Genomic DNA, 12,722 nt, shown 5'->3' on the forward strand with positions numbered 1-12,722 from the left:
CTTTCTTGATTTTCAACGATAATTTATATTCCTTTTTTTGAGTAATTCTATATTGAATTGCTTAGAAAATCAGTTAATTCATCATCATGTTTTAATGTTGTAGCATTTTCAAGTACATACTTATATGCATTTTCAGCTATATATTTTCTCATATCATAAGACTTAATCAAACGTTCCAATTTTTCATACCATTCTGAATCATCTGCAAGTATACCTGTTTCATTTTCTATAATCATTTCTTTAAACGCTCCAATATTACTTGCAACTGTTGGAACTTTTACAAGGGCAGCCTCAATCCATTTTATTTCAGACTTCGCTTCATTAAATATCGAAGTTACCAAGGGAGCTAAATTGATATCAACTTGACTAACTAAGTCTGGTAGTAATTCCCAATGTACGAAAGAATGTACTTTAATTCTTTGTTTAAAATCATTCATATCATCAGGTATATCCAAATGTCCCACTAGATGAAGTTCCAAGTTATCATATTTTCTCAATAACTTCTTGATAGATTCTTTTATTAGTTCAAAATTTTCATTATGAGTTATTGATCCAGAAAAATAACCTATTTTTATTGTCCCGCTTTGTTTCTCATAATTCCTCATCACTTTTTGACTTAATTCAACTAATTGCATGTTTGCAAGATTTCGATTTAATAAAACCAACCCCTTGTAATTATGAAGTTCATCTTTCATTTTTTTCGTGGAAGTGATTACACCATCGCACTGTTTAAGCATTTCTCCATAACTAATAACGCCGATGTCATAATTTTTCTTCTCAGAATTAGATAAATTTTGAACATACGTTAACTGATTAGTGTATTTTGTATCAATTACCAAATCATCAATATCATATAAGATGACCTTATTATATTTTCGTGCTAAACGAATTAAATCAACTAATCTATTATCTAGGGGCGCACGATAAATAATGATATGACTTGCATGTTCCGCATACCCCATTTGGAAAGAAGACAGATTTACACTCCAAACATCATAGCCTAGAGATTCTAATTGTTCTATTTTGTTCTGAATTCTATATTGTGTCAATTGAGGAATTACATTTTCTACACCATCAATAATCAATATGTGTTCTTTGTGTTTTGTCTCTTTAGTTTCTATCATAATTTTCTCAATTATTTCTATAGGATAATCTGTTTCATTACGTATATATTCTACAAGTTCAGGAATCTCGGACTCTCTATGCAAGCCTTGCCAAGCAAATTTATCACTATTGTAATTTGAAAATGCCGTGTATTTTACTAAAGGAACTCCTTCATTTACCATCATTAAAGGATGGATATACATTGGGCTATCTGTGTTAACATCTGTCAAAGCTCCATGTTTAAAACCTAGTTCCTCAAAATACTTAGTGAAAACTGTCTCATGTTTTCCGATTGCTTTATTTCTTGAATTAGTATCACTTAAATTTTCCCAATATTCATAAAAGCCTGGATATGTTAGTAATGATTTTTCAATTACTAAAAAATATGATTGCAAGTGGATAGGAATAAATCCGTATTTATTATATTGAGTAAAATCATTTTGTGCTTCACCATATGATATTCCCCAAAAATCCAACTCTTTTTCTGACATTTTTGAAAATACAGTAGAAAATTCTCCAATAGGCCCTACATTAGTATCATTGACTAACAATAGTTCATCATATTTACTTAATATATCTTTTCCTAAGTATTTAATGCCATAGCGAAAAGCAGCTGTATCGTAACCAACATTATCTCTCGATTCAACATGACCTAATTTTGACAATTCAATAATGTCACTCTCTGGTAAAAATCCATTTACAACAATAAGCACATCATCAACAATCTCAGCTAGAGCTTTTAAAAAATACAACTTATACTTATGAAGATTTTCTTGATTTTCATAAATAACAAAAATTAAATATCTTTTTGGATTTTGATAGTTGTTTTTTTTACGTCTCATATTTCTTTTACATTTAAGAAACAAAGTTTTTGGAGTAGGTAGCTGTTGAACTTTCACAGCCAAAAATCGCTTTAATTTATGAACCACCTTGATAAGTAATTTAGGATTTTTTAAAATCCTTTCCCCATAACTAATTGGCTTAATAATAAAATTTCCCAATCTAAATGATTTAGAGCTTAAAATTTGCTCTTTCTCTAGTTTCAAGATTGATACAATATTATTTAGATCTAAATTATCACTTATCAAGTTTTTATTCTCTGATATCAAGTTTTTATTCTCTGATATCAAGTTTTTATTCTCTGACATCAAGTTTTTATTCTCAAAGCGTACTTTCTCTTCTAAGGTTCTTCCAATAGCAACTTCCGCATTCAACTCTTCCATTTTATTATAAAGTTTTTTTAATTCATGTTCTTGATTATGAATATGACTGGTTAAGTCTTCCAAATGACTTATAAGATCCACTAACCTATCTAATATTCCAGTTATATTGTTACCAATCGCACGCATAATTTTTTGGGGATACTTGTCTATATACTTGCTTAAAATGTACAGATAAATCTCAAAATAGTACTTATCAGATGAATGGTTAGCTTTTCTGGAGATTGAATTTTCTAAAACACGATAATTCAATTTAGTACCGTGACACTTTGAAGGTTGTGCCCCATTATTTAAAATTAAATTCATAATAAAATCATAATCAACTAATTTTTTTCTGTTTAATTCTAAATCATATTTTGCATGTCGAATTTTTGAAGTTCGAATTAAAGAGCAATTATCAATATAATTTGCTGATAAATAAGACTCCAATTCAAACTCTTTCGCTTCCATGAAGATTTCTTGCTTATCTACGTTATACAGGTTTGTATATATAATATCCGAGTTTCTAGATTTTGCTAACAAAACTAATTTTTCTACATAGTCATTATCAAGATAATTATCACTATCCACGAATAAAATGAATTCTCCACTCACCCAGTCCAACCCTTTATTTCTAGAGATACAAATGCCAGTATTTTTTTGAGAGATATATTCTGTGTTCTCAAATGGAGAATTAGGTAATAATCCTAGAATGACTTTATCGGAACTATCTGTTGATCCATCATTTATAATTAATAATTCAATATTGTTATACGTCTGTGAAAAAACACTATTTAAGCATTGTTCTATATATGTTTCATGATTATAACAAGTTATTACAACCGAAACTAACTCTTTCACTTTAAACTTCACCCTCACCTTTACAAAAAATTGACATCACTATTCTTAGTACAGTCAGCTAAATTGAGAATATCACTATTTTGATATCCAAGTTCCATTTCTCTTTATAATACCACTACTTGAAATTCTTTCACTTTTGCCCATATTATCTTTTTTTGCCACAATAATAATTGGTGAATTTTCTTTATCTGCGAAAGCAAAAGGTTCGTCATTATCATTTCTTATTGCAACATTTAGTTTTATGGTACATCCGTTAATATTATTTAATTTGCATTTGTATCTTAATTTTTTTTGTCCTTTACCAACAGTCATATCATCATATGAATTATCATTATATAGCCAAACATTCCTATCAATATCTACCATTGAAAATGCCACATAAGTTCTCATAGATTCAATAACATCATAAGAAATAGCAAATTCAACGATAGAATTTTCACTATCGATAATCGTATCTGAAAGCAATTCTACTTTCAAATTTTCTATCTTTTTAAATTCCTCTTGTTCTGGTTCCTCTAAGCTATCTTCTGAATTTTCAATTATAGTTGCTGATCCACTATCCGTTACATTCGATAAGGAGTACTGGTTTGCAACATCTTCTGGTGTTCCAATAATTTTAACTTCACCTTTATCAATCATCATTGCCTTATTGCAATATTTACGAACCGCATCCATTGAATGTGTTACTAGTACAATAGTCTTTTTATCTTCTCTTGCTTGCATAAAGTAATCATTACATTTCCGTTGAAACGCTTCATCTCCAACAGCTAAAACTTCATCCAAAACTAAAATATCACTTTTTGATTGGATAGCAACAGAAAATGCCAATCTAACTTGCATACCACTAGAATAATTTTTTAATTTCTGATTCATAAAATCAGTTAATTCAGCAAATTCTACTATATCATCATAAATTTCATCTATTTCATCAGTTGAAAAACCTAACAGAGCACCATTCAAATAAACGTTTTCTTTGCCCGTCAACTCATGGTTAAACCCCACTCCTAATTCTATAAATGAAACCAATTTACCATCTACTTCTACTTTTCCTTTTTCAGGCACGTATATTTCGGAAATAATTTTTAATAATGTAGACTTACCACTTCCATTTCTCCCTACAACACCAAAAAAATCTCCTTTTTCTACTTCAAAAGAAATATCTCTTAGAACTTTTTGCTCTCTGTATCCTTTAATTCCTTTGAAGTAATTTACTATTGTTCTTTTCAAACTAGATGTACTCTCTGTTGGAAGTTTAAAATCTTTGCAAACACCATTTACTTTTATTGCATATTTTTTCTTCATAATTAAATAATCTCCGCAAACTTCTTAGAATTTTTATTAAAAATCACAAAACCTGCTATTAGAACAACGAATGGTAAAACATATGGAATAATCATTATAAATTTATTATCAATTAATTGCCAAACAGGTGTATTAACTGGACTTGTGAATAAATATCTCATATCTTGAATAATTTGAGCCATAGGATTCATTAATAATAATTTAGCAATTCTAATATCAGCTCTTTGGACAATTAGCGTCAGTGGATAAATAATCGGTGTAATATACATTCCTATTTGTAATAGAACCTCCCAAATTGGTCCTATATCTCTAAACCTTACATAAATAGTTGCTAAAATAAGTGAAATTCCTAAAGAGAATGCATATAATTCTACAAGAAGTAGTGGAGCTAAAAATACAAAAACTGATAGTTCTACTTGATTAATTAATCCAAAGATAAACACTATAACAAGGCTTATAACCAAATTAATCAAAGCATTGATGGATATAGCAACAACAATAATATAGGTTGGAAATTTTAGCTTTCTCAATAAGTCTCCCCTATTCACAATTGAAACCATTCCCAAATTAGTTGTCTCACTAAAAAAACCCCAAAGAACTTGCGCTAAAAGTAACGCTACGGCAAAATGTGGGACATCATCTCCAAAACGAAGAAAGTAAATAAACACAACATACATTACTGCAAACAGCATTAACGGCCGCAAAACTGACCATAGATATCCAATAATACTCCCTTGATACCTTAATTTAAAGTCTGTTTTCACTAATTCTTTTAGTAAAATTCTATTCTTTCTTTCAAACATAAATAAATTTCTCCTTCAAATGCTGTTATTGAAAACAACAATATATTGAATTACGTTTTTCAGTATACCTTATATTTAATAAAAATTGATCTGCTATTTTAAATTTTTGTAGTATAGTTTTAACTAATCTCGTTTAAATATATCGCGTGTATAAACTTTTTCCTTCACATCAACCAAAATATCTTCCATACGATTTGCCACAATTACATCAGAAATTTTTTTAAAAGATTCCAGATCATTTATTACTTCTGAATTGTAAAATATTTTTTCCTTTAGTGTTGGCTCATAAACAACAATCACAAGCCCTTTTGCTTTTAATCGCTTCATAATCCCTTGTATTGAAGAATATCTAAAATTGTCAGAATTAGCCTTCATTGTTAAACGATAGATTCCAACGACTTTAGGTTGTTTTGCTATAATTTGTTCAGAGATAAAATCTTTTCTAGTTGTATTTGCTTCCACAATCGCACTAATTATATTATTCGGTACTTTATCATAATTTGCCCTTAATTGTTTCGTATCTTTGGGTAAGCAGTAACCTCCATAACCAAAAGAAGGATTATTATAATGAGAACCAATTCGAGGATCTAATCCAACGCCTTCAATAATTTGCCTAGTATCCAATCCTCTAACTTCTGCATAAGTATCTAGTTCATTAAAGTAAGCCACACGTAAAGCTAAATAAGTATTTGAAAATAATTTAATCGCCTCAGCTTCAGTAGCATGTGTAAGTAATACTTCAGTATTTTTTTCTGCAGTATTTCTTAAAAACATAGATGCAATAGCTTCTCCTTGTTCAGAACATTCTCCTACTACAATTCTGGATGGATAAAGATTATCGTATAAAGCTTTTCCTTCACGTAAAAATTCTGGTGAAAAAATAATCTTTTGATGTTTATACTTCTTCTTCAACTGTTCCGTATAACCTACTGGAACAGTTGACTTAATTATAAAAATTGCATCTTTCCGAATTTTTAGTGCCCGTTCAATGACACTTTCCACAGTAGATGTATCAAAGTAATTTTTCTTTGCATCATAATCGGTTGGTGTTGCAATGATCAAATACTCACCAAATTTAACAGCACTTTCAAAATCTGCGATAAATTGAATATTTAAATCCTGTCTGTCTAAAAATGTATGTATTTCTTTATCTTCTAGTGGCGAGATCCTTTGGTTTAGCATCTCAATTTTCTCTTGATCAATATCATAAGCTATTACATGTTCATTTTGGCTTAAAAGTAAAGCATTTGCCAAACCCACATAGCCTAATCCGAAAACAGCAACTTTTTTCACTCTTTACATCCTCCATCCAAAAATGATTCGAATTTACTAATCTAATTATTATAACTTACATAAATTAAAATGAAAAGATGCGTCTCTGAAACCACACTTGTCCTGGCAACTATGTATAAGACTTAGAGCACATACATCACTCGCTAGAAAGTAAAATACCAAGATTCTCTTCTACTTATCTAAAAAACTATCTCCTGCTCTAAGTCTTAATAAATTACTTACTTGACAACATTCTCTCCAACGCTTCTTCCCAAGTAGGAATCTCAAATCCTAGCGCTTCAGTCTTACTTAAATCCATCACAGAGTACTGTGGACGTTTTGCTTTTTGAGGGAACCGGCTTGAATCAACTGGTAAGACATTCACTTCTGTATCTTTTAAAATTTCTTTTGCAAATTCGTACCAACTACAGCTATTTTCATTTGATAAATGATAAACACCATAAGCCACTTTTTCTTTGACTACAAAAGTCATAAACTCTGCAAGTGTTCTCGTCCATGTTGGTCGACCAAACTGGTCGTTTACTACAGTCAGCTCATTGCGTGTTTCTGCTAATTTTTGCATCGTGAAAACGAAGTTGTGACCGTACTGTCCAAAGACCCAAGAAGTCCGGATAATGTAAAAGTTTTCCATTATCTCTTGAACGATTTGTTCACCTAAAAGTTTGGTACGTCCATATTCATTTAAAGGATTTGTCTGGTCATCCGTCTTATAAACACCCTCTTTTTTCGTCCCATCAAAAACATAATCAGTACTGATATAGATCAGAGTAGCTCCCACTTCTTTCGCTGCTTCTGCAACATTTCTAGTACCATCTACATTAATTTTTTCATCTAATTCTTTTCCTTCACCTTCAGCCTTATCCACTGCCGTATAAGCTGCACAATGATAGATAATATCTGGTGTTAGTTCTTTAATGAAAGCCATCGTTTGACTAGCATCAGTAATGTCCATTTCCCCAGCATCTGTTGATACGTACTCTAAACCTTGTTCATCTAATAAATGACGTAACTCTGTTCCTAGTTGTCCGTTTCCACCTGTAAGTAAAATCATTCTATTCTCTCCTTCTTGAAAAAAAGCAGGCTTTTGCCTGCCTTAAAAAAGATACTATTTCAATTTAATTCACTATTTAAGAATTCCATATTTTTAAGTTAAAGCTCTATTGACCATTTTTGGCATAATTTGATTCTACTGCTTCTTTATCTGCTAACCACCAGTGTTCATTTTCTGTATACCATTTAATAGTATCTGTTAGTCCTTCACGGAAATTAGTAAATTCTGGTGTCCAACCTAATTCTTCACGAATTTTTTTTGAATCAATTGCATAACGTAAATCATGTCCTGGGCGATCGTTGACATGCTCATAGGCATCTTTCGGTTGACCCATCAGCTCTAAAATCAATTCAATAACTGTTTTATTGTCTTCTTCTCCATCAGCACCAATTAGATATGTTTCACCAATTTTCCCTTTAGTTAATACTGCCCATACTGCTGAAGAATGGTCGTTTGTATGAATCCAATCACGAACATTTTTTCCTGCTCCATATAATTTAGGCTGAATGCCACTTAAAACATTAGTGATTTGACGCGGAATAAATTTTTCAATATGTTGATAGGGACCATAATTGTTTGAGCAGTTAGAAATAGTTGCTTGCAATCCAAAAGAACGAACCCATGCTTTTACTAATAAGTCTGAACCTGCTTTTGTTGAAGAATAAGGGCTTGACGGATTATATGGTGTTTCATCTGTAAATTTTTCTCCTTCACCTTCTCCATGTCCAGGTAAATCTTCACGCAACGGTAAATCTCCATAAACCTCATCCGTCGAAACGTGATGATAACGAACGCCTAATTTACGACAAGCTTCAATTAGCGTATATGTTCCAATAATATTTGTTTGTACGAATGGAAAAGGATCATTTAATGAATTATCATTATGAGATTCTGCTGCGTAATGGACAACTGCATCCGTCTCTTTTACTAATCGATTAACTAATTCAGCATCAGCTATGTCTCCTACTACTAATTCAACCCGATCACTAGGCAATCCTTCAAGGTTTTTTTTATTCCCTGCATAGGTTAATTTGTCTAATACGGTGACATGGATTTCCGGATGGTTATTCACTACATAATGAACAAAATTTGATCCGATAAAACCAGCTCCGCCAGTCACAATAATATTTTTCATAGTCAAGGTCTCTCCTAAAGTATTTAAATTTTACCAAAAACAAAAGAATTATCTGCTTCGAATTCTTTTAAAGTTGGATGCTGCTTATCTTTTTCAGAAGTAATTGCTTTCTGAATATCTATCGGCCAATTAATCGCTAAGTCAGGATCATCAAAAGCAATCCCACCATCCGCTTCAGCATTGTAATAGTTGTCGCATTTATATAAGAAATTAACGTTTGATGTCAAAGTTACAAACCCATGAGCATATCCTTTAGGAACTAATAGTTGACGATGATTGTGCTCAGATAGAATATACCCTTCCCATTCCCCATAAGTTGGGCTACCTTTACGAATATCAACAATGACGTCTAAAACTGCTCCTGTAACAACACGAATTAATTTCGTTTGGGCTGCTTCTCCTGTTTGAAAGTGTAATCCTCTTAAAACTCCAGCTTGGCTAGAAAGAGAATGATTATCTTGAACAAAATCAAAATTCAACCCATGCTTAGAAAACTTTTCTTTTGAATAGCTTTCTGTAAAGAATCCTCGATGGTCACCAAATACATCCATTTCTATTATTTTTACATCTTGTAACTTAGTATCAATTACTCTCATTGATTGCTTGCTCCTACTCTACATTTGTTAGGCGTAATAAATATTGTCCGTAGCCATTTTTCTTCAACGGTTGTGCTAAATCGACTAGTTGTTCTTTCGTAATATAGCCCATACGAAAAGCAATTTCCTCTAAACAAGCTACTTTAAGATTCTGTCTTTTTTCAATCGTTTCAATAAACATGGACGCTTCTAAAAGCGATTCATGAGTTCCTGTGTCTAACCAAGCAAACCCTCTACCCATAACCTCAACAGACAGCTTATTCTTCTCTAAATAAACTTTATTCACATCTGTTATTTCAAGTTCTCCGCGTTCAGATGGTTTAATGTTTTTAGCAATTTCTATGACTTCGTTATCATAAAAGTACAAGCCCGTCACTGCATAATTAGACTTAGGTTTAGCTGGTTTCTCTTCAATGGAAAGAGCCGTCATTTCTTCGTCAAACTCCACTACACCAAAACGTTCAGGGTCATTTACATGATAGCCAAATACCGTTGCTCCATTTTTTTTAGAGGCAGCTCTCTGTAACATATTGGAAAGCCCACCACCATAATAAATATTATCTCCTAATACAAGACATACGCTATCATCACCTATAAATTCTTCTCCGATAATGAAGGCTTGCGCCAGACCATCAGGACTTTCTTGAACAGCATACTCAATGTGAATTCCTAGATCACTGCCGTCTCCAAATAAGCTCTCAAATCTTGGTGTGTCGTCTGGTGTGGAAATAATTAATATTTCTTTAATCCCAGCTAACATCAATGTAGACATTGGGTAATAAATCATTGGTTTATCGTATATTGGCATTAATTGCTTGGATGTCGCTTTTGTCAGTGGATATAATCTTGTACCACTACCTCCGGCTAAAATAATTCCTTTCATGGAAAAAAACTCCTTTAGTTTGTATTTTCATTTTTTCACATCATTCACTATTATTACATTATCAAAGAAAAATGTCATGTGTTTTATCGATATTTCACAAAATTGTAAACTAGTCTTAATGTCCTTTTTTTAGTATTAATCGCCTAAAAAGAGCTTTACTAATAGAAACACGCCACTTTAGCATTTGATAGAGACTTGCTTTCGTTTTAATCTGACTAGCATTAAATTCATGACGTCGATATAACGTTAGCGTCCGAGATACAATTGCACTTTTTTTCTGGACATCCGCAATTAGTCCCAACCACATATCATGCATTGGAACTTTAGCTGGAATAGGCAACGCATCTTTTTTTAGCGTACTCTTAAACGCCATTCCTGCACCAATATAGCTATTTCTTATAAGATTTCTTAAAAACCCTAATTTAACACCACGAAATGAAAAATATGAAGGTTCAATTATTTCCAACTTTTCATTAACAATCGTTAGATCGCTAATCACTAATTCTACTTTGGGGTGTTCTGCGAAAAAAACCATGATTGTCAACACTTTTTCAGGCAACCAGACATCATCTTGATCCGCCAAGAATATGATCTCTCCAGAACTTTTTGAAATAGCATAATTGAAATTCGCTACTACTCCCTTACCTGGTCCATTAAATAGCTTAACCCTGGAATCTTTTTGCTGATATTTTTTTAAAATAGATAATGTTTCATCTGTTGATCCATCATCTGACAAAATAAGTTCATCTTCTTGACCCAATTGTGGAAGAATACTTTCTAGCTGTTCTTCTATATACAACGCTCCATTATAAGTAGCAATACAAACAGAAATCATTTACTTTCCTTTCATTACCTTATAAAATTCTTGCCATGTTCTTTTCCAAATCAAACGATTTTTAACCAGTAGTAATTGTTTGACTGTTCTCAAAAAGAGCTGTTTTTTATGCCGCTTTAACTGCTTCACATCATATTCTTTATAAAAATTAGTTTCTGCTATTAACATTTCGTTATATCGTTCAATGCTCACAAAATCATGACTTAATACAGACAAATCATGAGTAATAGTCCGGTCTAACACCATCACCTGTAGATTTTTTTGATACAATTCCCAAAACAACCAATGATCTAAAAAATCTAAAGAAAACTCAACATTAAATCTTCCAATTTTCTTTAAAGTTTCTTTAGGTAAAAGTGTTCCCGAATTAATTGCCATGACCCTTTTTTCTGAAAGACCAGCTACTGGTTTTTCAGAATTTATAGTAACATATTCTTCACTAAATACTGGAGAAATCTGTCTTTTTCCAGAAATTACTTTAGGAACATATGCTCCTGTAGACGATTGTCTTTCTAATTGTAAAGCCAATTCTAAATACCTTGATTTAAGCTCTGTGTCTTGATCCAACAATAATAAGAAATCCCCAGAGACTTGATCTAAATAAACAATTCCTTCATTATATGCTTCAGCTAGACCAGCGTTTTCTTTATTATGAATATATCGTACATTTTTAAAGCCAAGCAATTCATCTATTTGTTTCTCGGGACTATTGTCATAAACTAATAAATAGAAATTGCTTTTTTCTTTCAAAAATTTCTTTAACAATAAATAGCTAGGTGTTTGGTTTACGTTTTCTTTGTAAATCACTAAAACTGTGACTATGATATTTTCCATCAAAAAAATCGCCATCCCCACTTGTTAAAAAACTTAATCATTGATTCTATAAAAACTTTAAATAGTTTTGCACTCTTATGCGCTCCCTTTTCATACAAATGAACAACGGTCTCAAAAGGAGTATATAAAATTTTATAACCTTCTTCTCCGAAACGTAAACACAAATCATTATCCTCAAAGTACATAAAGAATCGCTCGTCAAATCCACCAATTTGGTTGAATTTTCCTATATCAATCAGCATCATACATCCAGAACCCATTTTAATATAGGTCAATTCACTCTCTGATAAATCTCTGCATTCATAGTAGCTTAAACGTTTGTTAAATAGCCTCTTTACTATTTTAAATGGAACAAATCTCAGCATATAATCAAAAACGTCTAATTTTCTACGAACTAAATGTTGTGTCGTTCCATCTTCATTTAACACTTTAGGACAAACAGCTGCCAAGTTTTCATCTGCTTGAATCATTTTCACTAAATTATCTAGTACTTCTTTGGTAGCCAACACATCTGGATTAAAAATAAAACCATATTTTGAATTTGCCTTTTCGAAAACCTTATTATGACCATAGCCAAATCCAAGATTATCTTTTGCGGAATGAATTGTCACAAAAGGTTCATAAGTTTTCATTTTTTCTAAATAGTTAGCTTCTGAACCATTGTCATAGATGTGGACAGAATAACGCGAATCTTCCTTTAACTCCATAACTAAGTTGTCTAGTATTTCAAAAATATGACGACTATTATAAGTAACGATAGAAATAATTATACCATTATCCAAATCTACACCTCAATCTAAAGCAATTATCGTTCTTCCTTAGTAAT

At 31.7% G+C, this 12,722-nt stretch carries 11 protein-coding genes; all 11 read right to left on the minus strand.

Annotated features, from left to right (window positions below):
- Nucleotides 1-47 precede the first annotated feature (47 nt).
- On the minus strand, nt 48-3,164 hold the full coding sequence (locus BCR26_RS11470) for a rhamnan synthesis F family protein (protein WP_069699130.1): 3,117 nt from the start codon (nt 3,162-3,164) through the stop codon (nt 48-50).
- Nucleotides 3,165-3,239: 75 nt separating this feature from the next.
- Nucleotides 3,240-4,466, minus strand: coding sequence for an ABC transporter ATP-binding protein (locus BCR26_RS11475; RefSeq protein WP_069699131.1), 1,227 nt, complete (start codon nt 4,464-4,466; stop codon nt 3,240-3,242).
- Nucleotides 4,467-4,468: 2 nt separating this feature from the next.
- Nucleotides 4,469-5,269 (minus strand): ABC transporter permease, encoded by an 801-nt coding sequence (locus BCR26_RS11480; RefSeq protein WP_069699132.1) that lies wholly within the window; start codon nt 5,267-5,269, stop codon nt 4,469-4,471.
- 123 nt (nt 5,270-5,392) lie between these two features.
- Entirely contained in the window at nt 5,393-6,562 is a 1,170-nt protein-coding gene (locus BCR26_RS11485) for a nucleotide sugar dehydrogenase (RefSeq protein ID WP_069699133.1), read from the minus strand.
- Between the two features lie 214 nt (nt 6,563-6,776).
- Nucleotides 6,777-7,613 (minus strand): dTDP-4-dehydrorhamnose reductase, encoded by an 837-nt coding sequence (rfbD, locus tag BCR26_RS11490; protein WP_069699134.1) that lies wholly within the window; start codon nt 7,611-7,613, stop codon nt 6,777-6,779.
- Between the two features lie 106 nt (nt 7,614-7,719).
- Nucleotides 7,720-8,748, minus strand: a complete 1,029-nt coding sequence (gene rfbB, locus BCR26_RS11495; RefSeq protein ID WP_069699135.1) for a dTDP-glucose 4,6-dehydratase — start codon at nt 8,746-8,748, stop codon at nt 7,720-7,722.
- 23 nt (nt 8,749-8,771) lie between these two features.
- On the minus strand, nt 8,772-9,344 hold the full coding sequence (gene rfbC, locus BCR26_RS11500; RefSeq protein ID WP_069699136.1) for a dTDP-4-dehydrorhamnose 3,5-epimerase: 573 nt from the start codon (nt 9,342-9,344) through the stop codon (nt 8,772-8,774).
- A 13-nt stretch (nt 9,345-9,357) separates the two neighbouring features.
- On the minus strand, nt 9,358-10,227 hold the full coding sequence (gene rfbA, locus BCR26_RS11505) for a glucose-1-phosphate thymidylyltransferase RfbA (RefSeq protein WP_069699137.1): 870 nt from the start codon (nt 10,225-10,227) through the stop codon (nt 9,358-9,360).
- A 115-nt stretch (nt 10,228-10,342) separates the two neighbouring features.
- Nucleotides 10,343-11,062, minus strand: a complete 720-nt coding sequence (locus BCR26_RS18780; protein ID WP_069699138.1) for a glycosyltransferase family 2 protein — start codon at nt 11,060-11,062, stop codon at nt 10,343-10,345.
- Entirely contained in the window at nt 11,063-11,896 is an 834-nt protein-coding gene (locus tag BCR26_RS18785) for a glycosyltransferase (protein WP_069699139.1), read from the minus strand.
- Nucleotides 11,896-12,678, minus strand: a complete 783-nt coding sequence (locus BCR26_RS11520) for a glycosyltransferase family 2 protein (RefSeq protein ID WP_069699140.1) — start codon at nt 12,676-12,678, stop codon at nt 11,896-11,898. Before BCR26_RS11520 ends, BCR26_RS18785 begins: the two co-directional genes overlap by 1 nt.
- Nucleotides 12,679-12,722: the final 44 nt, after the last annotated feature.

Origin of the sequence: Enterococcus rivorum (assembly GCF_001742285.1) — a bacterium.
GTDB classification, from domain to species: Bacteria; Bacillota; Bacilli; order Lactobacillales; family Enterococcaceae; genus Enterococcus_L; species Enterococcus_L rivorum.

Coding starts and splice junctions, on each gene's coding strand:
- BCR26_RS18780 (WP_069699138.1), bottom strand. CDS start 11,062: ATGATTTCTGTTTGTATTGCTACTTATAATGGAGCGTTGTATATAGAA.
- rfbD (WP_069699134.1), bottom strand. CDS start 7,613: ATGATTTTACTTACAGGTGGAAACGGACAACTAGGAACAGAGTTACGT.
- BCR26_RS18785 (WP_069699139.1), bottom strand. CDS start 11,896: ATGGAAAATATCATAGTCACAGTTTTAGTGATTTACAAAGAAAACGTA.
- BCR26_RS11475 (WP_069699131.1), bottom strand. CDS start 4,466: ATGAAGAAAAAATATGCAATAAAAGTAAATGGTGTTTGCAAAGATTTT.
- rfbA (WP_069699137.1), bottom strand. CDS start 10,227: ATGAAAGGAATTATTTTAGCCGGAGGTAGTGGTACAAGATTATATCCA.
- BCR26_RS11480 (WP_069699132.1), bottom strand. CDS start 5,269: ATGTTTGAAAGAAAGAATAGAATTTTACTAAAAGAATTAGTGAAAACA.
- rfbB (WP_069699135.1), bottom strand. CDS start 8,748: ATGAAAAATATTATTGTGACTGGCGGAGCTGGTTTTATCGGATCAAAT.
- rfbC (WP_069699136.1), bottom strand. CDS start 9,344: ATGAGAGTAATTGATACTAAGTTACAAGATGTAAAAATAATAGAAATG.